The 21,056-nt window shown below is 70.6% G+C and carries 22 protein-coding genes and 1 tRNA gene; 18 read left to right on the top strand and 5 right to left on the bottom strand.

The genetic code is table 11. From position 1 onward, the window contains the following. Positions 1-101 precede the first annotated feature (101 nt). The 8 genes from ACFULQ_RS00115 to ACFULQ_RS00080 all read left to right on the top strand — a co-directional run bounded on the left by ACFULQ_RS00115 (position 102) and on the right by ACFULQ_RS00080 (position 7,976). The gene (locus ACFULQ_RS00115) at positions 102-803 is read left to right on the top strand and encodes a nucleotidyltransferase domain-containing protein (RefSeq protein WP_383535961.1); all 702 of its coding nucleotides are present in this window, start codon (positions 102-104) and stop codon (positions 801-803) included. Beyond that, a complete protein-coding gene (locus tag ACFULQ_RS00110) occupies positions 800-1,360 on the top strand; it encodes a 2'-5' RNA ligase family protein (RefSeq protein ID WP_383535959.1) in 561 nt (186 codons plus the stop codon). The genes ACFULQ_RS00115 and ACFULQ_RS00110 overlap by 4 nt, the downstream gene beginning before the upstream one ends. Before the next feature lie 5 nt (positions 1,361-1,365). Next, entirely contained in the window at positions 1,366-2,883 is a 1,518-nt protein-coding gene (locus ACFULQ_RS00105; RefSeq protein WP_383536310.1) for an oligosaccharide flippase family protein, read from the top strand. Beyond that, on the top strand, positions 2,880-4,079 hold the full coding sequence (locus ACFULQ_RS00100; protein ID WP_383535957.1) for a glycosyltransferase family 4 protein: 1,200 nt from the start codon (positions 2,880-2,882) through the stop codon (positions 4,077-4,079). Before ACFULQ_RS00105 ends, ACFULQ_RS00100 begins: the two co-directional genes overlap by 4 nt. Positions 4,080-4,109: 30 nt before the next feature. Beyond that, on the top strand, positions 4,110-4,949 hold the full coding sequence (locus ACFULQ_RS00095) for a polysaccharide deacetylase family protein (protein ID WP_383535955.1): 840 nt from the start codon (positions 4,110-4,112) through the stop codon (positions 4,947-4,949). Positions 4,950-4,990: 41 nt separating this feature from the next. Then, positions 4,991-6,097, top strand: coding sequence for a GNAT family N-acetyltransferase (locus tag ACFULQ_RS00090; RefSeq protein ID WP_383535953.1), 1,107 nt, complete (start codon positions 4,991-4,993; stop codon positions 6,095-6,097). Beyond that, positions 6,097-7,197 carry a cellulase family glycosylhydrolase gene (locus tag ACFULQ_RS00085; protein ID WP_383535951.1) on the top strand — a complete coding sequence of 367 codons (1,101 nt, stop codon included), beginning with the start codon at positions 6,097-6,099 and terminating at the stop codon, positions 7,195-7,197. Before ACFULQ_RS00090 ends, ACFULQ_RS00085 begins: the two co-directional genes overlap by 1 nt. A gap of 77 nt (positions 7,198-7,274) precedes the next feature. After that, positions 7,275-7,976 (top strand): TetR/AcrR family transcriptional regulator, encoded by a 702-nt coding sequence (locus ACFULQ_RS00080; RefSeq protein WP_383536308.1) that lies wholly within the window; start codon positions 7,275-7,277, stop codon positions 7,974-7,976. 32 nt (positions 7,977-8,008) lie between these two features. Here the strand turns inward: ACFULQ_RS00080 and ACFULQ_RS00075 are convergent, their stop codons facing one another. Next, positions 8,009-8,992, bottom strand: coding sequence for an aldo/keto reductase (locus ACFULQ_RS00075; protein ID WP_383535949.1), 984 nt, complete (start codon positions 8,990-8,992; stop codon positions 8,009-8,011). An 86-nt stretch (positions 8,993-9,078) separates the two neighbouring features. Then, positions 9,079-9,741, bottom strand: a complete 663-nt coding sequence (locus ACFULQ_RS00070) for an NUDIX domain-containing protein (protein WP_383535947.1) — start codon at positions 9,739-9,741, stop codon at positions 9,079-9,081. A 134-nt stretch (positions 9,742-9,875) separates the two neighbouring features. On the opposite strand from ACFULQ_RS00070, the gene ACFULQ_RS00065 reads away from it, so the two are divergent. Continuing rightward, entirely contained in the window at positions 9,876-11,576 is a 1,701-nt protein-coding gene (locus ACFULQ_RS00065) for an acyltransferase (protein WP_383535945.1), read from the top strand. 111 nt (positions 11,577-11,687) lie between these two features. Here the strand turns inward: ACFULQ_RS00065 and ACFULQ_RS00060 are convergent. Next, a tRNA-Pro gene (locus ACFULQ_RS00060) sits at positions 11,688-11,761 on the bottom strand. Between the two features lie 99 nt (positions 11,762-11,860). On the opposite strand from ACFULQ_RS00060, the gene ACFULQ_RS00055 reads away from it, so the two are divergent. The 4 genes from ACFULQ_RS00055 to ACFULQ_RS00040 all read left to right on the top strand — a co-directional run bounded on the left by ACFULQ_RS00055 (position 11,861) and on the right by ACFULQ_RS00040 (position 16,276). Beyond that, the gene (locus ACFULQ_RS00055; protein ID WP_383535943.1) at positions 11,861-12,379 is read left to right on the top strand and encodes a DUF309 domain-containing protein; all 519 of its coding nucleotides are present in this window, start codon (positions 11,861-11,863) and stop codon (positions 12,377-12,379) included. Positions 12,380-12,661: 282 nt separating this feature from the next. Further along, positions 12,662-13,435, top strand: a complete 774-nt coding sequence (gene cobF, locus ACFULQ_RS00050; protein WP_383535942.1) for a precorrin-6A synthase (deacetylating) — start codon at positions 12,662-12,664, stop codon at positions 13,433-13,435. A gap of 167 nt (positions 13,436-13,602) precedes the next feature. Further along, on the top strand, positions 13,603-15,702 hold the full coding sequence (locus ACFULQ_RS00045; protein ID WP_383535940.1) for an MDR family MFS transporter: 2,100 nt from the start codon (positions 13,603-13,605) through the stop codon (positions 15,700-15,702). A gap of 61 nt (positions 15,703-15,763) precedes the next feature. After that, positions 15,764-16,276 (top strand): hypothetical protein, encoded by a 513-nt coding sequence (locus tag ACFULQ_RS00040; protein WP_383535938.1) that lies wholly within the window; start codon positions 15,764-15,766, stop codon positions 16,274-16,276. Here the strand turns inward: ACFULQ_RS00040 and ACFULQ_RS00035 are convergent. Then, entirely contained in the window at positions 16,263-17,009 is a 747-nt protein-coding gene (locus tag ACFULQ_RS00035; protein ID WP_383535936.1) for a cobalt-precorrin-6A reductase, read from the bottom strand. The genes ACFULQ_RS00040 and ACFULQ_RS00035 overlap by 14 nt on opposite strands. A 206-nt stretch (positions 17,010-17,215) precedes the next feature. Between ACFULQ_RS00035 and ACFULQ_RS00030 the strand changes: the two genes are divergently transcribed. After that, complete coding sequence (locus ACFULQ_RS00030; protein ID WP_383535934.1) at positions 17,216-18,010, top strand: HAD-IIA family hydrolase; 795 nt, start codon at positions 17,216-17,218, stop codon at positions 18,008-18,010. 45 nt (positions 18,011-18,055) lie between these two features. Here ACFULQ_RS00030 and ACFULQ_RS00025 read toward each other — a convergent pair whose 3' ends face one another. Further along, positions 18,056-18,829 carry a sulfite exporter TauE/SafE family protein gene (locus ACFULQ_RS00025; protein ID WP_383535932.1) on the bottom strand — a complete coding sequence of 258 codons (774 nt, stop codon included), beginning with the start codon at positions 18,827-18,829 and terminating at the stop codon, positions 18,056-18,058. 225 nt (positions 18,830-19,054) lie between these two features. Between ACFULQ_RS00025 and ACFULQ_RS00020 the strand changes: the two genes are divergently transcribed. Genes ACFULQ_RS00020 through ACFULQ_RS00005 form a run of 4 tightly spaced genes read left to right on the top strand, consistent with a single transcriptional unit; the run spans position 19,055 to position 21,010 of the window. Next, entirely contained in the window at positions 19,055-19,855 is an 801-nt protein-coding gene (locus tag ACFULQ_RS00020; protein ID WP_383535930.1) for an alpha/beta hydrolase, read from the top strand. A 45-nt stretch (positions 19,856-19,900) separates the two neighbouring features. Further along, on the top strand, positions 19,901-20,158 hold the full coding sequence (locus ACFULQ_RS00015; protein ID WP_381295746.1) for a WhiB family transcriptional regulator: 258 nt from the start codon (positions 19,901-19,903) through the stop codon (positions 20,156-20,158). Beyond that, positions 20,155-20,637, top strand: a complete 483-nt coding sequence (locus tag ACFULQ_RS00010; protein WP_383535928.1) for a Dps family protein — start codon at positions 20,155-20,157, stop codon at positions 20,635-20,637. The genes ACFULQ_RS00015 and ACFULQ_RS00010 overlap by 4 nt, the downstream gene beginning before the upstream one ends. A gap of 40 nt (positions 20,638-20,677) precedes the next feature. Further along, positions 20,678-21,010, top strand: a complete 333-nt coding sequence (locus ACFULQ_RS00005) for a DUF3140 domain-containing protein (RefSeq protein WP_383535926.1) — start codon at positions 20,678-20,680, stop codon at positions 21,008-21,010. Positions 21,011-21,056: the final 46 nt, after the last annotated feature.

The following is a 21,056-nucleotide window of genomic DNA, read 5'->3' as shown; positions in this document are numbered from 1 at the left end:
TGGACGTATACGACGTAAATATACAGTTCAAACCTCACTCGCCAGACGTCACCGGTCCTGCCCCGGGTGCGCGTCGACCGACGCCTGAGAGGGGGCGCAGCATGCACATACGACCGGGCCGACGGCCGGACGCTCCCGGAGCGACACGCGCGACGCGTCGGGCGCTGCGCGCGGCCCGCTCTGTCGGACGGGCCGTCGACCGTTCCCCGTTCGGGTTCCTCGTGGCGATTCCGATGCTGCAACGGGAAGTGATGCGCACGGCACCCGCGGTGGACGTACTCGCCGTGCTCGACGCTCTGAACCGGGCCGATGTGCGGCGGTGGCTGGCGGGTGGCTGGGGTGTGGACGCCCTCATGGGCCTGCAGACGCGGCGCCACCTCGACATCGACGTCGTGCTGGCCTGGGAGGACGGCGTCGAGGAGAGGGCCAAACGCGCCATGGCCGGACTCGGTTACCGCCCGCTGAGCGACGAGGTCCACCCCGACGGCCGTCCCATGCCGGTGCGCTGGGTGATGGACGACGGGCTGGTCGTCGTCGACCTGCTCCCGGTCGATCTCGCCCGCTGGCCGTTCGCGGCGCTGCTCAACGGACATACGAACGGCCGGCGGGCCGCTACGGCAACGACTGCAAACTCGACCGATCCGACGCTCGACGACTGCGGAACGATCGCCGGACACCCGGTGCCCTGTCTGCCGCTCCGGCTCCAACTCGTGGTCCACCAGGGATATCCGACGCGCAAGTCGGACCGGCACGACGTCGCCCTTCTCGAAGAACTGCTCGTGAGGCGAAGGAGATCGCCATGAGGAGCGGTGTCCTCTCCGTACCCGCGAACCTGCTGGGCGCCGCGATGCGCATCGTGCGGCCCGCGAGCATCCTCCTGGTCCCGGTTCCCGAGGCGGCGACCGCGCTGCGGGCGTGGCGGGGTACGTCCGTGCATCCCGGCGGAGTGCCGGCTCACGTCACCGTGATGTATCCCTTCTTGCCGGCGCACAGCATCGACGGCCTCGTGGAAGCAGAGCTGGCCCGCGTCATTGCCTCGGTCCCGCCGTTCGGTTTCCGGCTCACCGAGGTGGGGCGCTTCCCGGGTGTGCTGTACCTGCGGCCGGTGCCGGCGGAGCCGTTCGGTGACCTCGTCGACCTCGTGATGCGGCACTGGCCCGCCTACCAGCCGTACGGGGGCCAGTACCCCGAGTTCGTCCCGCACGTGACGATGGCCGAGGACGAGACGGCGCACCGGGACGCCGAGCGGCTGAAACCTCTCCTGCCGATCACCTGTCAGGCCAGACAGGTGTCCCTGATGACGGAGAGCGCACGAGGATGGCGCACGAGAAACTGTTTCCCGCTGTACGGAACGGCGTAGTGACGATGTTGCACAAGGTCCCCGCGGCCCGGGTGCTGTCGGGCGGCACTACGGCGGCGCGCCCTTCGAAGTCCCCGGCGAGTCTGCTCGCCAACGTCGGGACCATGGCCACGGGCAGGGTGGTGACGTCGGCACTCAGCTGGATCGCGTCACTGATCGTCGTCCGTTCTCTGACGCCCGACGACTTCGGCAAGTTCACCTTCATCTTCAGCGTCCTCGGGATGCTGAGCATCATCACGGACCTTCAGGTCGGGCGGATAGCGGTGGTCCGCCTCTCCACCGGGCTGAACGACCCCGGGAGATTCGGCGGGAGCTATGTCCTGCTGCGGCTGGCCCTCGGTGTGGTCGGCTACGCGCTGGCCGTGGGCTTCGTCGCCGTCGCCGGGTACCCGCCGGACGTGGTCCGTGCGACCGCTGTCGCCGCACTGGTGGTGGTCGTGGCGACACCCGCGAACGCCTACAACGCGGTCTTCGAGGCCAGGATGAGGCTTCGCCCTGTCGCCGCCAGTGCCGCGTTCGGCGCCGTCGGCCAACTGGCGCTGGCGGCGGCGATCGCGTCGGCCGGCGGGACGATCCTGCTCTTCACCATTCCGGTGGTGCTGTGCGAGCTGCTGGAGATCGCCTGGAAGGCAACGGCGGCACACCGCATTGTGTCCCTCCGCTACCGGATCGACCTTCGCGAGTGGTGGTCACTGCTCCGCGAGGCCGTGCCGCTGTCGATCGGAGTGGGCCTGATGCTGGTCTATTACCGGGTCGACTCGGTGATGCTGACAAAACTGGCCTCGTTCGCCGCCGCGGGCGCCTACGGGGTGGCGTACAAATTCGTCGATCTGGCGCATTCCGTATCGCTTTATGTAGGCATGGCCGTCCTGCCGCTGCTGGCGCGGGCCTGGCCGCACGAGCCTGCGGCGTTCCGGGCCGCCGCGGGGCGTGCCGCGAACCTGCTGGCCGTGCTCGGCGGACTGGCGGTGTGCGAGTTCACCGTCTTCGCGGAGTCGGTGATTCGCACGCTGTACGGCGCGGAATACGCTCCGGCGGCCGATGCCGCGCGCATCGTCGTGGCTTCCGAGTGCATCGCGTTCTTCACCTTCCTGGCCTTCAACTGTCTGGTGGCGGCCGGGCTGCACCGCCGCTATCCCCTGGTCACCCTGCTCGGCCTCATCGTCAACATTTCACTGAACTTCCTGGTCATACCCCGGTGGTCGTATCTGGGCGCGGCGGTCAGCACCCTGGTGACCGACCTTCTGGTCTGCGTCCTGATGCTGCTGTTGCTGCGTCAAGTGCCCGGGATGCGCCCCCTCCCCATGCCGCCGTGGTGGAGCGTGCTGTGCGCCGCCGCGAGCGGAGCCGTCGTCGGCTGGTCCATCGCCCGCATCGCCCCCTGGCCACTCGGGGCGGTCATGACCGCCGTCGTGTACGCGACGGTCCTGCGGATGCTGCGGGCGGTGCGACACAAGGACGGTCGTCCCCGCGGCCCCGGCAACACACCCTCACCCCAAGGACGAGGGGAGAAAGAGCGATGAGAGTGCTCTTCGTCAACGAGAACCTCGGCGGACACGCGACCATGCACCTTCACCTTCGGCAGGTGCTGCGCGAAGAGCATCCGGAGATCGAGGCGCATTTCCTCGATGTACCGCCGCCCTCACTGCTCCGCATGATGGTGGGCTCCCAACTGCCCATCCTGCGCCGCTACGACCTGGACCTCCAGCCCCTCCGGGCACAACTCGCGGCGAGCGCCTGGGTACGGAGCCGATTGCGCCGGCTCGAGGCGGAGTTCGACGCGATCCACGCCTATACCCAGAACACCGTACTGCTCAGCACCGGGACGCTGCGCCGGAAGCCGTCGGTGGTGGGACTGGACACGACGAACGCGCGCAACGCGTACTCGTTGCCCTACCGGGAACCCACGCGGTGGACCGAGCCCATGCTGCGCCCCACCCTGCGCTTCGAGACGGCGGTCTTCCGGTCGGCGGGCGCGATCGTCGCGAAGACCGACTCGGCCGCGGCGTCTGTCCGCGACCGATACGGCGTCCGGGACAGCCGTTTGCGGGTCATCAGGCCCGGCATCATCCCCCACGAAGCCGACCCGCCCGCCGCTCCAGGGACGCTGCGCCCGCACCTCCCCCGGGTGGTGTTCGTCGGGACGCAACTGGAACGCAAAGGGGGAAACCAACTCGTCCGAGTGCACCAGCGCCACCTCGCCGACCACTGTGAACTGGTCCTGATCACCAGAGAACGGGTTCCACAAGGCAGGAATCTCACGGTCGTCAACGACATCTCCCCCGGCGACCCCCGGCTCTGGGAGATCCTGCGCTCGTCCGCGGTCTTCGCCTTCCCGAGCCGCATAGACGCGTTCTCGATTGCCGTCCTGGAGGCCATGGAGGCCGGACTGCCCGTCGTCGCCTGCTCGGTGAACGGAGTCCCGGAACTGGTGGCGGACGGCCGAACCGGCCTGCTGGTGGAGCCCGGTGACGACCGCGGGCTGCTCGCCTCCCTCAGGGCCCTGCTGGAGGCCCCGGCCATGCGGGCGCGGATGGGAGCGGCCGGCCGGGCCCGTCTCCTGGAGATGTTCGACGCCCGTCGGGAGGCGGCCGAGGAAGTGGCCACTCTGCAGGAGGTGGTGGCACGCCACCGCACCGAAAGCGCTGCGGTCGGCCATGCACCCCGAGATCCACACGGGTCATTGCGGCGGCGCCCTCCACACCGCGCGAGGACCTGACCAGCACCCGTTTCCGGAGGGAGCACCGGCATGATCCCCATCCCGATCCTCAACTACCACTGCGTCTCTGACTACCCCGCACCCTGGATCGCCGAGTACACGGTGACTCCCGGCCACTTCGCACAGCAGCTCGACCTGATCCTCGACAGCGGTCGAACCGTCGTGCCGGTCTCACGCCTCGCCGACGCGGCCGCCGGACGCCGTGCCCTGCCGCGAAACCCCCTCGTCATCACGTTCGACGACGGATTCGCCGACTTCGCGGACGTCGCCGTCCCCGGCCTTGCCGATCGTGGCTTGCCCTGTACGTTCTACGCGGCCACCGGCTCCCTGGAGGGCCGGCACCCACGCGAAACCGTGTTCCCACCGCATTCGATGGTCAGCTGGAACCAGCTTCCCGAGCTGGAGGAACAGGGAGTGGAGATCGGGTCGCATTCACACACCCACAGGGACCTCGATCTGGCCGACCCCAGGATCGCGGCGGACGAGGTGCTCCGCAGCAGGGAGCTTCTCGAGGACGCCCTCGGACATGAGATCCGCTCCTTCGCCTACCCGTACGGTCACTCCACCTCGCGACTTCGCCGGGTGGTCGCACAGGCGGGATACGACTCGGCCTGCGCGGTGCGCAGCAGGCTGAGCAAGGTCGGAGACAACATTTTCGCCCTCGCACGGCTACCGATGCAGGCGGCGACCACCATCGAAGAGGTGAGCGCCTGGCTGGACGGCCGCGGTGCACGGATTGCCTCGGCTCGGCCGGACACCCTCGGCATTCGCGCCGACCGGCTGTACCGACGCGTTCTACGGATGCCGGTGCTGCCCGAGAACGATCTCGCCGACCCGCAGTCAGCATCCGGGCGGGCAGTGGCCGCCTGAACGCCGCTTTCCCCACTGGACGCACAGAGAGGGTGAAATTCATGGTTGTCAGCGTGTACCGATCGGACGAATTGACTCCCGCAGATCGGATGGCCTGGACAACGCTGCAGTCGCAGGCGTCCTGTCGTGACCGGCCCCAAATGGCGAATCCATTCCTGTCTCCCGAGTTCACCCTGGCAGTCGGCAGCCGCAAGCACGGAGTGCGGGTCGCCGTAGCTCGGGAACCGTCCGGCGAGCCGGTGGCCTTCTTCCCGTATCAGCGCTTTCCCGGTGGAGTGGGCCGCGCAGTCGGCATCGGCCTGTCCGACTGCCAGGGGCTCGTGCACCGACCCGGTTTCCAGTGGCGTGCGGACGAACTTCTGTCGGCTTGCGGCCTCGCTCTCTGGGAATTCGACCACCTCGCGGCCGGCCAGCATCCGTTCGAGCGATCGGCGACGGGCAGCTTTCCCTCGCCCGTGATCGACGTGGCGGAGGGCTGGGATGCCTACCTGGCCCAGTTGCGCAAGAAGTCCCCGAGCTTCACCCGGACCACTCTCTCCAAGGAGCGCAGGCTCAAGCGGCAGCACACCGACGTGCACTATGTCCACGACGAGCGCGACCCAGCGGCACTGCGCACACTGATGGAGTGGAAATCGGCGCAGTACCTCAGAACAGGTCTCAACGACCGCTTCGCGCGCCCTTGGATCACCCAGCTCGTGGAGCAGCTGTTCCACACCCGTTCCGAGCCGTTCGCGGGCATCCTGTCGGTGCTCTACGCGGACGGCAGGCCCGTCTCCGCGCACTTCGGGCTGCGCACCGAACGGGTACTGGCCTGGTGGTTCCCGGCGTACGACCCGGCGTTCGCGAAGTACTCCCCGGGCCTGATCCTCCTGATGCACCTGGCGGAGGCCGCAGCGCGGGACGGCATCGCGTACCTGGATCTGGGACGTGGCGAGAGCCGGTACAAGGACTCTTTCAAGACGGGTGAACTGAGCGTTTCGGAGGGATTGGTGAGCCGTCGGCACCCAGTCGCCTTCGCCCTCGGGAAAAGTCACGCTCCGGTACGAGCGCTGGCCGATGCCGTCTTTTCGCACGCGCAACTGTTCGGGCGGGCCGACCAGCTCTTGAAGAGCACGCGCAGACCCCGCGAGGGGAGAAAATCAACCTGATGCCGATTCGCCTGCTGGCCGGTGCAACCGCGCTGATCACCTTGGGGGCCATGGCTCTCCTGACCACGGGCTGTTCGAAAGATGACCCAAATCCCCTGCGGCTCGGTATCGCGTACGGCCACCGCCTTGTCGGGATGTCCGACAAGGAGCTCGGCACCGCTCTCGACGAGGCCGTCGACGTGGGAGCCCGGTGGGTGCGGGCGGACCTGTCCTGGGGGGACATCCAGCCCGACGCGCCGGCTGAATTCGCATGGAACAACTTCGACCGGGTCGTCACCGCGGCCAAGCAGCGCGACCTCACGCTTCTGCCCATTCTCAGCTACACACCACCATGGGCGCGGCCGAGCGGATGCACGAGCGACAAGTGCCGCCCAGCCGACCCCAAGGCGTTCGCGGCCTTCGCCGCGGCCGCTGCGGCACGGTACGCACCCTCCGGAATTCACACATGGGAAATCTGGAACGAGCCGAATCTGCGCGATTTCTGGAAGCCCCAGCCCGATGCGGCCGCTTATACGACGCTGCTCCGGGCAACAACTCAGGCCCTTCGGCGTGAGGACCCCTCGGCGTATGTGATCCTCGGCGGCCTCGCCTCGACGCAATCGCAGGGCGGGAGCATCTCACAGACCGATTTCCTCGCGGCCGTGTCGGTGCGCGGCGGTAACCGCCTCGTCGACGCCGTCGGCTACCACCCGTACACCTACCCCTATCTTGCGAGCGACAAGACGCCGTGGAGAACCGCATGGCAGCGCATCGCCGACCTGGAGAGAGTGCTCTCCGCGCACGGCACGCCCGGCATGCCCCTGTGGATCACCGAGTACGGGGCGCCCACCGACGGTCCCGGCGCCGCGTCGGACGGGCGGCGGAAGCCGACCGGCACGACGACACACGTGACCGAGAAGCGGCAGGGTGAGATCGCGGAGGACGCGGTGCGCACCGCAGCCCTCACTCCGCACGTGGCAGCGCTGTTCTGGTATTCCGAACGCGATGCCGGCACCGACACGTCGTCGAGGGAGAACTTCTTCGGCCTGCGCCGTGCCGACGGAAGCGCGAAGCCCGCACTCGGCGCTCTGCGCAAAGCCATTGCCGCACTCGACCGCTGATGGTCGCCGCTCTCGACAAGTTTCATTTGTACACTTACACCCATTGCGCGAAGATCGCCGACGTGGAGGATGACGCGATGCCCAAGGGGGAGCAGCCGGCGCGGCGCGCCAGCGACCGTGGCCGCTACGGTCGGCTGAGCCGGGAACGGGTGCTCTCCAGCGCGCTGGAGCTGGTGGACCGAGAGGGGCTGTCGGCGCTCAGCATGCGCCGCCTGGGGTCCGAGCTGGGCGTGGAGGCGATGGCGCTCTACCGGTACGCGGCCAGCAAGGACGAGCTGCTGGACGGCCTGGTCGAGGCGCTGTACCTCCAGTTGGAGGAGCGCCTGGGAGGAGAGTCCGGCGACGTCCACTGGCGTGCCGGACTCCACCGCGTCGCCCGGGCGACATACGACGTCTGCCTCGCCCACCCCCGGGCGGTCCCGCTGCTCGCCACCCGCATGCTCGCGGTCCCGCTGGCCCGCCGGCCCCTCGCGGTGCTGCGGGACCACGAGCGGGTGCTCGCTCTGCTGCGCCAGGGCGGGCTCGACGACGACCGTGCCGCCGCCGCGTTCCGGGCGTTCACGGCCTGGCTCCTCGGCTATGTGACCGTCGAACTGCGGCCGATGGTGGACAACCCCGACGAGGAGGAACCGGCGTTCCGCCTGGGCCTGCACCGCATGCCGGCCCACGAGGTGCCCGTACTGCGGGGGGTGGCCCCCGCACTCGCCGAGCGCGGAGGGTCCGAGGGGTTGACGGCGGGGCTGGACGCGCTGCTCGACCGCTTCGCCGCAACAGGCTGAACCCTGTCGGGCAGCGCCCCGGCCCATCGGCCTCAGCGCACCGCGTCCAGCCTGGCCCGCTGCTCCCCCGAGAGCTCCAGATCCACCGCCGCCAGGTTCTCCTCCAGTTGGGCCACGGACGACACCCCGGCCAGCGGGACGATCGGCAGGTCGCTGCCGATCTGCCAGGCCAGGACGACCTGGTTGACGGTCGCGCCCGTCTCCTTCGCCACCTCGGTCAGGGCCCGCAGGCGCGGCGGGGTGCCCGGGTGGTCGAAGTCCGCAGGAAGGCGGTCCGGGTGGGTGTAGGCGCCCTTCAGGAGCGGTGAGTACGCGACCAGGGTGAGGCCGGGTTCCGCGCGCAGATAGCTCAGCAGGTCCGGGCCCGCGTGGCCGAGGCTGCCGTCGGGGAACAGGGGCTCGGGAACGTCGGTACGGGGGCGCAGGTGGCTGTGGGCGTACTGGAGCACCTCGTAGCCGGGGAGCCCGGCCGCCGCCGCGAGCGCCCGGGCCCGCTCGACGCGCCAGGTGGCGTGGTTGCTCACGCCCAGCAGGCCCACCGTGCCCTCGGCCACCAGTTCGGCGAAGCCCTCGACCGTTTCCTGGAGCGGGACCCGGTGATCCTCGATGTGCGCGTAGAGGAGATCCAGCTTCGCCACGCCGAGGCGTTCGCGGCTGCGTTCCGCGGACTCCCGGATCACCTTCGCCGACAGCCCTTCGGCGTTGTCGACGTAGCTCGTGCCGGGGGCCAGCGGGCGGGCGCCCAGCTTGGTGGCGATGACGATCTCGTCGCCGATGCCGCGGCTGCGCCGCCACCGGCCGAGCAGTTCCTCGCTCTGGCCGCCCTGGCCGCCGTCCTCCCAGAAGGCGTAGTTGTCGGACGTGTCGATGAAGGTGCCGCCCGCCTCGACATAGCGGTCGAGGACGGCGAAGGAGGTCTCCTCGTCGGTCCGTGAGCCGAACAGCATGGCGCCGAGCGCGAGGACGCTGACCTCGCGGCGGGTCGCCGGGTCGGTGCCGATGGTGCGGTACTTCATGGTGATTCCCTCCCGTGTGCACCCGTCTTCGGGCACACCCGGGAGTCTTCATCTTGAAGCGCACTTCAAGTCAAGGGCTCACGCGCTCACTTGGCGAACGGGCCCTCCAGCGCCGCCCATTGGAGCAGCATGATGGTCTTGGCGTCGGCGATCTCGCCGCTCCGGATCATCTCCAGGGCGCGGCGGAAGGGCAGTTCGAGGATCTCGATGTCCTCGCCCTCCTCGTCGAGGCCGCCACCCTCGTGGGTGCGGGTCGACGGGGCGTACTCGGCGGCATAGAAACTGACGCGCTCGGTGACCGAACCGGGGCTCATGTAGACGTCGAAGACGTGCCGTACCTCGCCGATGGTGTGCCCGGTCTCCTCTACGACCTCGCGCCGCACCGCGATCTCGGGGTGCTCGTCATCGTCGTCGAGCAGACCGCCCGGGGTCTCGATCAGCAGTCCGTCCGGGTGTCCGTTGACGTACACCGGGTAGCGGAACTGGCGGGTGAGCAGGACGGTCTCCCGTGCCGTGTCGTAGAGCAGCATGGTGGCCCCGTTGCCGCGGTCGTGGGTCTCGCGCTGCTGGGTGCTCCAGCTGCCGTCGGCGCGCTGGAGGTCGTAGGTCGTGGCCCGCTCGACGTACCAGTGGCTGGACAGGAGTTTCACGTCCCGGACCTTGACGCGCGGGTTGCGGGTCAGGTCCAGGCCGGTGCGGTCGAGTCCGGTGCGGCCGCGGCGGTCGGGGGTGTCGATGCCCTCGGTCATCGGACACCGGCCGGGCGGCGGGAGGAGCGGGGGAAGTGCGAGTTGGTCATGACCGCTTCTACCACTTCGGTGCGGGCCGCGTCGCGCGAGGCACCCCCTTCCCGGCAGGGCCTCGCGCTGCTTAGCGTGCACGTATGGATCAACCGGGTCTTCCGCCACGGCCGTCCCTGCGGCACTTCGACCACTGCCCCTGGCTCTTCGCCGACGAGGCGACCGAGGAACAGCGCGCCGCGCAGCTTCAGGTCCGGCGGGCGATCGGCGGCGACACCGAGTTCGGTGAGCGGTGCTACGTCGCCGAGTCCGCGGCGGTCTTCCCGGACCGGCTGCGGCTCGGCGACGACTCGTACATCGCGGCGCACGCCTATGTCACCGGGGAGTTGAGCACCGGTCCGCACTGCACGCTCAACCCGTTCACCACGGTGCGCGGGGACGTCGTGCTCGGCGCCGGCGTCCGCATCGGCGCCCACACCTCGCTGCTCGGCTTCAACCACTCCATGGCCCCTGACCGCCCCGTCCACCAGCAGCCACTCACCAGCCGCGGCATCCGCGTCGGGGACGACGTCTGGATCGGCTCCCACGTGGTCGTCGTGGACGGCGTGAGCGTCGGCGACCACTGCGTGATCGGGGCGGGGGCGGTGGTCACGAGGGACCTGCCGGCGTGGTCGGTGGCGGCGGGGAATCCGGCGCGGGTGCTGCGGGACCGACGGGACTCGCGGGACGGCGAGCGTCCGTCCGCCACTCCCGCGCGCCGCCCGAGCGCGCTGACCGTCTTCGCGGACGGTGCCCGCGGCCAGGTCGCCGACCTGCTCGACCCCTGCTGGGACGGTGAGCGGTACGTCGACCGGCCCGGTGCCGCACCCTCCGTGCGGGCCCACTGCGACGCCGTGGAGATCGCCGACCTGCTGCTCGGAACCGTGCCGCAGCAGCTGTCCGCCGAGGAGCACGTCGCCCGCCTGAGCGGGTTGCAGGATCCGAAGAGCGGCCTCGTGCCGGAGTTCGGTGAGCCGTCGCCGGTGGCGGAGGCGGACGGGTTCATCGGGGAGGGCGCGGCGCTCTATCACGTGCTGTGCGTCGGATACGCCCTCGACCTGATGGGCACCGGCCTCCCCCATCCGGTGGCCGGCGTACGGAACATGACGGCACGTCAACTCATCGTACGGCTGGAGGAGTTGCCGTGGGACACGGGCGCGTGGGGTGCCGGTGCCTGGATCGACTCCTGGTCCACGGCCGCGCACTGGAACCTGCGGCACGGCGGTCAGGGCGGTGACGCGACCCTGGAGGCGCTGTTCGGCTGGCTGCTCACCAGGGCCGATCCGTGGACCGGCATGTGGGGCAGCCCCTCGGCACAGGCGGGCCGTCTTCAGGTGGTCAACGGCTACTACCGGCTCACACGGGGTTCGTTCGCGCAGTTCGGGCTGCCGGTGCCGTACCCGGAACGGGTCGTGGACGCCGTCCTGGACCACGCCCGTGACGCGCGGTACTTCGGGTCGGGCCGGGAGAACGCCTGCAACGTACTGGACGTCGCTCACCCCCTGTGGCTCACCACCCGCCGGCTCGGGCAGGGCACTGACGGCTACCGCTCGGGCGAGATCCGCGACTGGGCCGAGCGGCAGCTGTCCGCGGCCCTGTCGCGCTGGCAGCCGGGCCAGGGCTTCGGCTTCGGCCCGGGCACCGAGGGCCCCGGCCCCGAACCCGGCCTCCAGGGCACGGAGATGTGGCTGGCCATCATCTGGTACCTGGCAGACCTCCTGGACCGCTCCGACGACCTCGGCTACCGCCCCCACGGAATCCACCGCCCGGAACCGGCGAGGCAGGGGGCTGGGACGCCGGCCTGATCCCGGGCAGAGAGCCCGCTTCCCGAGCGGATCATGACAGGCGGCACTGACAACGCGGCCCATGCGAAAAGGGCCCCCACAGGCTCTCGCCCGTGAAGACCCTTCGCACCGTCGGGACGACAGGATTTGAACCTGCGACCCCTTGACCCCCAGTCAAGTGCGCTACCAAGCTGCGCCACGTCCCGGTGCGCTGCCCGCGGTGGATCGCGGGAACGCGCGTACAGAACTTTACCCCACGCCGGGGGCCCGGCCGAAGCGGGCACCGGGCGCGGGACAATCGACGTATGGCCAGTACATCCTCAGGACGGCAGACGGGCCCGCGGGACCGCGACAGCGAAGGGCGGGCGCGCAACGCACGGCCGCGGGACGGACTCGGGCGGCCGTTGCCGTACGGCTCGGAGGGCGTCGCCCGGCAGCCGGAGGGCGTGGTGCGCGCTCCGGCGCAGACGGTGGCCGAGGCCCAGGACCTGCTGGACGCGGGGCGTCCCTTCCATGCCCACGAGGTCTTCGAGGACGCCTGGAAGTCGGGGCCCGAGGAGGAGCGCGGCCTGTGGCGGGGGCTGGCCCAGCTCGCCGTGGGCCTCACGCACGCGGCCCGCGGCAACGTCACCGGCGGCGCGAGACTGCTGCGGCGCGGCGCCGGGGCGGTGACGGAGTGGGCCGCGTCGGAGGCGGGGCGGCAGCGGCCGTACGACATGGACCTCACCGGGCTCGCCCAGTGGGCGCGCCACCTGGCGGAGGACGTGGAACGCACGGGCACACCGGTGGACTCGCAGGTCTGGAGCCCTCGGCTGCGGGGATGACTTACGGCCCTGTGTTCGACTTCGGGGGTGACGCGCGGGTCCTGGGTTCGGCAGCGAGGGGGCATGCGAGCGCTGCGGCCGATGCTGGGGTAGCGCGCGAGCATTCCGCCCAGGCCGCGCTGCGGAGTGGTACGCGAGCTCGGCACCCCGGGTCGTGGGGCCGCCGGAAGCGCGGTGTTCGGCGCACGGGCCGGGGTCCGCTCTTCGTCGGCGAAGCCCCACCGCGACCCTAAGCCCCGACGCAGTGAACCCGCTGTCAGTGGGGTGCGGCAGACTCGGGGGGTGCGAAAGATTCATGTCATCGGTATCGGCGCGGGCGACCCCGAGCAGCTGACGCTTCAGGCGGTCAGGGCGCTGCGGAGCACGGACGTGTTCTTCGTCCTGGACAAGGGCGAGGTGAAGAGCGACCTGACGCGGCTGCGCCGGGACATGCTGGACGCGCACATACCGGAGGGCGGCTACCGCGTGGTCGAGGCCCGGGACCCGGAGCGAGACCGGCGTGCGGGAGGCTCCGCGTACTCCCCCGCCGTCGGGGACTGGCGCAGCGCCCGCGCGGACATCTACGAGCGGCTGATCTCCGATGAGCTGGGCGAGGAGGAGAGCGGCGCGTTCCTCGTGTGGGGCGATCCCGCGCTGTACGACAGCACGCTCGGCATCCTGGAGGAGATCCTGGAGCGCGGCTCGGTGGACTTCGCATACGACGTCGTGCCCGGCATCAGCAGTGTCTCGGCGCTCGTCGCCCGCCACCGCACCGGGCTGAACCGCGTCGCCCGCCCGGTGCAGATCACCACCGGCCGGCGGCTGGCGGAGGAGTTCCCGGAGGGCGTGGACGACGTGGTGGTGATGCTCGACGCCCACCAGTCCTTCCGGGCCTACGCCGACCAGGACATCGACATCTACTGGGGCGCCTACATAGGCACACCGGACGAGATCCTCGCGTCGGGACCGATCGCCGAGGCCGCCCCCCGGATCGAGCGGCTGAGGGCCGAGGCCCGCGAGCGCAAGGGCTGGATCATGGACACGTATCTGCTCCGCCGTAACCCGAAGCAACGGTAGGCACGGGAGAACGGCCGGGCGCGGGAGCACGGCCAGCATCCGGGCCTCCGACCAGCATCCGGGCGTACGGCAGCCATCCGCAGGACGACCGGCATCCGGGCGTACGGCCGGCACCCGCCCGGACCGCCCGGCATGCACGGATGGCCCAGCGGTGTGATCGTGCCCTTGTGACAGTCGCTGAGCACTCCGCGGAATCCGCGCCGCCCGCCGCCACCGCCACCCAGCCCCCCGTGCTGGACACGCGCCGGCGCAATGTCGTCTTCGTGACGATCATGCTGGGGATGCTGCTCGCCGCCCTCGACCAGACCATCGTGGGCACCGCCCTGCCGACCATCGTGTCGGACCTCGGCGGCGCCGAGCACATGTCGTGGGTCGTGACGTCGTATCTCCTTGCGGAGACCGTCTCGACCGCGCTGGTCGGCAAGTTCGGTGACCTGTTCGGGCGCAAGGTGGTCTTCCAGGTCTCGGCGATCGTGTTCATCACCGGCTCGTTCCTGTGCGGGCTCGCCTCCAACATGTCGTTGCTGATCACGTGGCGGGCGATGCAGGGCATCGGGGCCGGCGGTCTGATGGTGACGGCGATGGCGCTGATCGCCGACGTCATCCCGCTGCGCGAGCGCGGCAAGTACCAGGGCGCCATCGGTGCCGTGTTCGGGGTGGCCACCGTCATCGGTCCGCTGCTGGGCGGGCTGTTCACCGACCATCTGACCTGGCGCTGGGCGTTCTACGTCAACGTCCCGATCGCGATCCTCGTGGTTGTCGCGGCCGCCCGCACCATCCCCGTCGTGAAGTCGGCCGCGCGGCCGGTGATCGACTACCTGGGCATCGCGTTCGTCGCCGTGGGCGCCAGCGCCCTGATCCTGGCGACGAGTTGGGGCGGCAACGAGTACGCGTGGGGCTCCGCCGTCATCATCGGCCTGTTCGTCGGCGGTGCGCTCGCGCTCGGGCTGTTCTGCTGGGTGGAGACCCGGGCCGCCGAACCCATGCTGCCGATGCGGCTGTTCGCCAACCCGGTGTTCACGGTCTGCTCGATCCTCAGCTTCATCGTCGGCTTCGCGATGCTGGGCGCGATGACGTATCTGCCGACCTATCTCCAGTACGTCGACGGCGACTCGGCCACGATCTCCGGCGTACGGACCCTGCCCATGGTGATCGGCCTGCTCATCGCGTCGGTCGTGAGCGGCAACGTGGTCAGCAGGACCGGACAGTACCGGCTCTTCCCGATCGTCGGCTCCCTGGTGATGGGGCTCGGGTTGTTCCTGATGTCCCTGATGGGGCCGTCCACCGGCGCCTGGCTGGAGTCGCTGTACATGTTCGTGCTGGGCACCGGCATCGGCCTGTGCATGCAGGTCCTGACCATCGCCGTGCAGAACACCGTCGAGTACGCCGACCTCGGCACCGCGACCTCCGGCGTCACCTTCTTCCGTACGCTGGGCAGTTCCTTCGGCACCGCGGTCTTCGGCACGATCTACACCAACTCCCTGACCCCGAATCTCAAGGACGGCATCACCTCCGCCGTACAGGCGGGCGGGGGCGGACTGGACGCGGCCGCCGTCACCAAGGCCGCGACCAGCCCGGAGGGTCTGCACCGGCTGCCGTCGGCCGTCGCCGCACCGATCATCGACGCCTACGCCGACACCCTCCAGACCGTCTTCCTGTGGACCGTGCCGGTGGCCGCGCTGGGCTTCGTCGTCGCCCTGTTCCTCAAGCAGGTCCAGTTGCGGGACAGCGCGCGGGCCGGTTCGACCGACATGGGCGAGGGGTTCGCGTCACCGTCCGGAGCGGACTCGCAGCGGGTGCTGGAGGCCGCCGTGGGGAAGATCATCGGCAGTACCGATCTCGACACCGCGCGCCGGATCATCACGGACTCCGACACCCGGCTCGACATCGCCGGGGCCTGGGCCGTGATGCAGGTGGAGCTGCACACGCGGATGGTCGGCCACGCCAGCCTCGGCATGATCGCCGCGCGCCGGCATCTGCCGCCCGAGGTGCTGCTGCCCGTCTTCGACCGGATGGTCGAGGAGGGGTATCTGACCCGCGCGGGCCATCTCCTCTCGCACACCGAGGGGGGTGCGCGCGAGGCGCGGGTGATCAGCACCGCGTGGGGCAACTGGCTGGCGGACCGGGTGCAGCAGGACATCGGCCGCCCCTCGGGCACGGATCTGCGCGCCGCCGTGGACACGATCGCCAAGCGCCTCCTGGTGGAGGACCTGAGCACCGGGATCCCGCAGCGCGCGAAGGAGTTGGCGGAGAGCACTACCGCCTGAAGAGGCACCCCCGCCTGAAAACCGCGTGCCCGGCGGAACGGGCGCCCGCCATACTCACGGCATGTCTCCCGCCCCCGTCCGCTTCCACGACCCAGGTTCGCTCGCCTACGACTTCAGCGGCTCGGCGCTCGTGCGGTGCCCGCGCTGCGACCGGCTCGCCCACTTCGAGCGGGGCGTCCGCTTGGAGGGGAGCGCCGGCTTGGAGGGGAGCGCCGGCTTGGAGGGGAGCGCCGGCTTGGAGCGGAGCGCACCTTCGGGGCGGACGGCTCGCCCGGAGTCGCGCGTGATCTGCCGCTCGTGCGGGCTGTCCCGGGTCGTGAACGGCTGCCGCCGGCCCCCGCTGTGGCTGTGTGCCGGGACCAGGCATGGGGAGCTGTGGGCGTACAACCTCGCGCATCTGGACCTGATCCGGCGGTTCGTCGCCGCCTCGCTGCGTGAGCGGGACCCTTGGTACGAGCACGGCCGGAAGATGACCTGTGTCGCCCGGCTGCCCGCGTGGGTCAAGCGCGCGAAGAACCGTGACGAGGTGCTGCGCGCGATCGACCGCATGCGGGGCTCGGTCACGGCGAGTTGAGATCGAGCCGCCGCAGGACTCCCGCCACGTCCGGTACCTCCGTGACCCCGGCCGGCAGGGGTGGTCGGCGTACGACCACGACGGGCAGGGCCAGTTCGCGGGCGGCGGTGAGCTTGGCGGCCGTGGCCGCTCCCCCGCTGTCCTTGGTCACCAGGACGTCGATGCGGTGGTTCTTCAGGAGCGCCGACTCGTCCGCCACCGTGAACGGGCCGCGGGCCAGGAGCACTTCGGTGTGCGGCGGCATCGGCGGCTCGGGCGGCTCCACCGACCGTACGACGAAGTGGAGGTCGGTGAGGTGGGCGAACGCGGCCAGTTCCATCCGGCCGGTGGTCAGGAACACCCGTCGGCCGAGACCCGGCAGCGACTGCGCGGCCTCGTCGAGGGAGTCGACCAGGTGCCAGCGGTCCTGCCGGCCGGGGCGCCAGCCGGGGCGGCGCAGCACCAGCGAGGGTACGCCGGTCAGCGCGGCGGCCCGGGCCGCGTTGGCGGTGATGGCGCGGGCGAAGGGGTGCGTGGCGTCGACCAGGGTGTCGACGTGCTCCTCCCGCAGCCACTCGGCGAGGCCCTCCGCACCGCCGAAGCCCCCGACCCGCACCTCCCCCACGATCGCCCCCGGCCGGGCCACCCGTCCCGCGAGGGAGGTGGTCACCCGGACCCCCGGGCGCCCCGCGAGCACGGCGGCCAGCTCACGGGCCTCGGTGGTGCCGCCGAGGATCAGGACGTGGGGGGACATGGCGGTCAGCGTACGAGGTCAGGGGCACACCCCGCACACGCCACGCACCCCGCACACCCCGTGCACCCCGCCCCCGTGCACCCCGCACAGGCCGGACCCATCACGCAGGCCGGCCCCATCACGCCCACCGCACGCACGGCACGCCCCGCCCACACGGCCACGCACCGCAACAGGCGCTCCCCGCCCCCACTCGCTATCGTCCCGACATGGCATCCGTACGCGCGGTCCTGATCGACATCGACGGAGTTCTCACCGTGTCGTGGGAGCCGTTGCCGGGGGCGGTGGCGGCCTTGCGGGAGGTGCGGGACGCGGGTTTCGGGGTCGCGCTGGTGACCAACACGACCTCGCGGACGCGGGCCTCGATCGCCTCCACGCTCGCGGCGGCGGGGTTCCCCGTCGCGCCGGAGGACATCCTCACCGCGCCCGCGGTCACCGCCGCGTATCTGGCCGACCACTGCCCCGGAGCCCGTTGCACGCTGCTGAACAGCGGGGACATCGCGGAGGATCTCGTCGGCCTCACGCTCGTCGGCCCGGAGTCCGAGGACGTCGAGGTCGTCGTCCTCGGGGGTGCCGGGCCGGAGTTCGGCTACGCGGCGCTCAACCAAGCCTTCGGGCACCTCCAGCGCGGGGCCCGGCTGGTGGCGATGCACCGCAATCTGTACTGGCGTACCGACGACGGGCTCCAGCTCGACGCCGGGGCCTTCCTGGCCGGGCTGGAGAAGGCCGCCAGGACCGAGGCCGAGGTCACCGGCAAGCCGTCGCGCGCGTTCTTCGAGGCGGCGCTCGCGCGGCTCGGGGCCAGGGCGGACGAGGCGCTGATGGTGGGCGACGACATCGAGTCGGACGTCCTCGCCGCACAGCGGGCCAGCCTGACCGGGGTCCTCGTGAAGACAGGCAAGTACCTTCCGGAGACCCACCGGGCCGCCACCGGCACGCCCGACCACGTGATCGAGTCCTTCGCCGACCTGCCGGCGCTGCTGCGCGGGTCGACAGGCGCGTAGGCACTCCACAGGCCCACAGGCAGACGACAGACCCCTAGGCAGACGTCACCGCACCAGCAGCTGCACCGCCCCCACCACCGTCGCCGCGATCACGATCCGCTCGAAGAGCCGCTGGTTGATCCGGTTCACCGCCCACTTGCCGATGAGAGCACCGGGTACGACGAACACCACGAGGGCGAGGTCGAGCAGCAGTGAACGGCCGTCGATCAGGCCGAGGCCGACGCTGAAGGGCACCTTGGAGACGTTGACGATCAGGAAGAAGAAGGCCGAGGTGCCGAGGAAGCCGAGCTTGCGGAAGCCCGCCGAGAGCAGGTACATCGACATCACCGGGCCGCCCGCGTTGGCGACCATGGTGGTGAAGCCGCCGAGGACGCCGTAGGAGCGGGCCTTCACGCGACCCGCGCGGGTGGCGACCGAGTCGGGTTCCTCCTCGGCGTCGGCCGTGCGGCGGCGCCAGACCGTCACCCCGGCCATCAGCAGCAGGATCGCGCCGATCGACGTCCGTACGATCCCGTCGTCCGCCCACTCCAGGAACAGGGTGCCCGCGATCACGCCGACCGCCACCGCGGGGAACAGCCGCCACAGCGTGGGCCAGTGGGCGTGCCGTCGGTAGGTGAGCACCGCGAGCACGTCCCCGGCGATCAGGATCGGCAGCAGCGCGCCGGTGGAGGCGCGGGCGGGCAGTACGGCGGCGAAGATCGCGAGGCTGACCGTGTTGGCCCCGCTGACGGCCGTCTTGGAGAAGCCGACGAGCAGGGCCGCGGCGGCGAGCGCGGCGAACTCCCAGCCGGAAATGTGCCAGAGCGTCATCGTGTCCATGCGGAGACCGATGCTAGATGCAGGTAACGGCCCTGGTAAGTGCCGTCTCGCCGAGTGGTCCTGTTCGCGCACCCCCACCGAGTGGTCGTGCGGGCGTACTCCCATCGAGCCGCCAAGTGGTCTTTGAGGCACACAGGAGGCGCGCAGGAGGCGCACTCCCCCGCCCGTCACCGAGCCGCTTTAATCGGCACCGCCCGCACCGGACCCCGACCAGCTGGAGCAGACATGCCCGAGCACCTCCTCACGGGAACCCACGGCTCCCTCACCGTCCGCACCTGGCCGAAGAACCGGCCCCGCTACACGGCCCTGCTGGTGCACGGCTACGGCGAGCACATCGGCCGGTACGAGGAGCTCGCCGGGGTCCTCGGGGCGCACGGCGCGGCCGTCTTCGGGCCCGATCACCGCGGCCACGGGAAGTCGTCCGGCGAGCGGGTCCTGATCGAGGACTTCGAGGACGTCGTCACGGACGTGCATACGGTGGCCGACCTGGTCCGGGAAGCGCACCCCGGCGTACCGCTCGTCATGGTCGGCCACTCCATGGGCGGCCTGATGGCCGCCCGCTTCGCCCAGCGCTACGGCGACGAGCTCGCCGCACTCGTCCTGTCGGGGCCGGTGATCGGCGCATGGGAGCTGCCGGGGGCGCTGCTCGCCCTGGACGAGATCCCCGACACGCCCATCAGCCCGGCCTCGCTCTCCCGCGACCCCGGCGTGGGCGCCGCGTACGCCGCGGATCCCCTCGTCTGGCATGGGCCGATGAAGCGGCCGACGCTGGAGGCGTTCGCGCGCACGCTGGAGACCGTGTCCAAGGGTGGCGGCCTCGGCCCGCTCCCGCTGCTGTGGCTGCACGGCGACGACGACCGGCTGGTCCCGCTCGCCGGGAGCCGGGTCGGCGTCGAGGAGATCCGGGGGGAGGCGTACACCGAGCGGATCTACGCCGGCGCCCGGCACGAGGTGTTCCACGAGACGAACAAGGCGGAGGTCTTCGCGCACGTGACGGACTTCATCGACGACGTGCTCACACACTGAGACACCTGCTGTTTGCACGAGTACGCCCGGGGCACCCGCGCCCCCATGGAGTGGTTGCGTCGAGCGGCCTGTGTGGGAGAGGACCCCGAGCTGTTCTTCCCCGTGGGCACACAAGGCCCGGCGCTGCGGGACACCGCGGCGGCCAAGCGCGTGTGTGCCCGCTGTCCGGTCACCGCCGAGTGCCTCGATCTGGCACTGAGCAGCGGGCAGACCTCGGGCGTGTGGGGCGGAACCTGCGAGCAGGAACGCGACGAACTGCTCCGTGCCGGCATCGACCGTGCCAGAAGGAGGAGCACCGTATGACTGTCATGAAGAGCACGCTTCCCGAAGACGCCCGCCAGGTCACCGGGGACGCGTTGCAGAGCACGCTGGTGGATCTCGTCGGGCTCTCCCTGATCGGGAAGCAGGCCCACTGGAACCTGGTGGGGCCGCGTTTCCGTTCCATCCATCTCCAGCTCGACGAGGTGGTCACGGCCGCCCGCGAGTTCTCCGACACGGTCGCGGAGCGCGCCGCCGCGCTCGGGCTGCCGCCGGACGGCCGGCCCGAGACCATCGCGTCGGCCTTCACCCTGCCCGGCCCGAAGGACGGCTGGGTGCGGGACACCGAGGTCGTCGGGCTCATGGTCGAGTCCCTGGAGGCGGCCATCGGACGTCTGCGGGAGCGCATCGAGGCGACGGAGAAGGCCGACCCGGTCAGCCAGGACCTGCTGATCTCGATCACCGCGGAACTGGAGAAGCAGCGCTGGATGTTCGACGCGGAGAACTGGCCCAAGGACAGCTGACGCCACACCGGCGGACGTACGCACACGGAAGGGGCACCCGATGACCGACGCCCTCGAACTCGACGCGCTGTGGGAGGACTTCCACCGCGTGGTGAACATGACCTCGCAGGAACTCGCCGCCTGGCTGCGGGTGAGCGACGCCGACGAGTTTTCGGAGCCGCTGCCGGAGCACGCCGGCGATCCGACGGGGCAGCATGTCCTGGCGATCCTCCAGAAGCGGCGGACGGACCTGACCGACGAGGACATCGAGGTGATGTACGAGGTCGTGGACACCGTCAGCGCGGAGGTCGACGTGGAGAACGAGCCCGAGGCCGAGGACACCCCCCGCAGGCACCGGCTGATGTCCCTCGGACACGACCCGCTCAAGCCGTGAGGTGACGGCGGACGCGGTGCCGGCCGTGCGCGCCGTACGGGAACCC

It is taken from the genome of Streptomyces sp. NPDC057253 (genome assembly GCF_042669125.1).
Classification (GTDB): domain Bacteria; phylum Actinomycetota; class Actinomycetes; order Streptomycetales; family Streptomycetaceae; genus Streptomyces.
This window is presented reverse-complemented; position numbering and strand designations above follow the sequence as displayed.

Bases quoted from the DNA above. Each gene is read 5' to 3' on its own strand.
- ACFULQ_RS00115 (WP_383535961.1), top strand. From the start codon at position 102: ATGCACATACGACCGGGCCGACGGCCGGACGCTCCCGGAGCGACACGC.
- ACFULQ_RS00110 (WP_383535959.1), top strand. From the start codon at position 800: ATGAGGAGCGGTGTCCTCTCCGTACCCGCGAACCTGCTGGGCGCCGCG.
- ACFULQ_RS00105 (WP_383536310.1), top strand. From the start codon at position 1,366: ATGTTGCACAAGGTCCCCGCGGCCCGGGTGCTGTCGGGCGGCACTACG.
- ACFULQ_RS00100 (WP_383535957.1), top strand. From the start codon at position 2,880: ATGAGAGTGCTCTTCGTCAACGAGAACCTCGGCGGACACGCGACCATG.
- ACFULQ_RS00095 (WP_383535955.1), top strand. From the start codon at position 4,110: ATGATCCCCATCCCGATCCTCAACTACCACTGCGTCTCTGACTACCCC.
- ACFULQ_RS00090 (WP_383535953.1), top strand. From the start codon at position 4,991: ATGGTTGTCAGCGTGTACCGATCGGACGAATTGACTCCCGCAGATCGG.
- ACFULQ_RS00085 (WP_383535951.1), top strand. From the start codon at position 6,097: ATGCCGATTCGCCTGCTGGCCGGTGCAACCGCGCTGATCACCTTGGGG.
- ACFULQ_RS00080 (WP_383536308.1), top strand. From the start codon at position 7,275: ATGCCCAAGGGGGAGCAGCCGGCGCGGCGCGCCAGCGACCGTGGCCGC.
- ACFULQ_RS00075 (WP_383535949.1), bottom strand. From the start codon at position 8,992: ATGAAGTACCGCACCATCGGCACCGACCCGGCGACCCGCCGCGAGGTC.
- ACFULQ_RS00070 (WP_383535947.1), bottom strand. From the start codon at position 9,741: ATGACCGAGGGCATCGACACCCCCGACCGCCGCGGCCGCACCGGACTC.
- ACFULQ_RS00065 (WP_383535945.1), top strand. From the start codon at position 9,876: ATGGATCAACCGGGTCTTCCGCCACGGCCGTCCCTGCGGCACTTCGAC.
- ACFULQ_RS00055 (WP_383535943.1), top strand. From the start codon at position 11,861: ATGGCCAGTACATCCTCAGGACGGCAGACGGGCCCGCGGGACCGCGAC.
- ACFULQ_RS00040 (WP_383535938.1), top strand. From the start codon at position 15,764: ATGTCTCCCGCCCCCGTCCGCTTCCACGACCCAGGTTCGCTCGCCTAC.
- ACFULQ_RS00035 (WP_383535936.1), bottom strand. From the start codon at position 17,009: ATGTCCCCCCACGTCCTGATCCTCGGCGGCACCACCGAGGCCCGTGAG.
- ACFULQ_RS00030 (WP_383535934.1), top strand. From the start codon at position 17,216: ATGGCATCCGTACGCGCGGTCCTGATCGACATCGACGGAGTTCTCACC.
- ACFULQ_RS00025 (WP_383535932.1), bottom strand. From the start codon at position 18,829: ATGGACACGATGACGCTCTGGCACATTTCCGGCTGGGAGTTCGCCGCG.
- ACFULQ_RS00020 (WP_383535930.1), top strand. From the start codon at position 19,055: ATGCCCGAGCACCTCCTCACGGGAACCCACGGCTCCCTCACCGTCCGC.
- ACFULQ_RS00015 (WP_381295746.1), top strand. From the start codon at position 19,901: ATGGAGTGGTTGCGTCGAGCGGCCTGTGTGGGAGAGGACCCCGAGCTG.
- ACFULQ_RS00010 (WP_383535928.1), top strand. From the start codon at position 20,155: ATGACTGTCATGAAGAGCACGCTTCCCGAAGACGCCCGCCAGGTCACC.
- ACFULQ_RS00005 (WP_383535926.1), top strand. From the start codon at position 20,678: ATGACCGACGCCCTCGAACTCGACGCGCTGTGGGAGGACTTCCACCGC.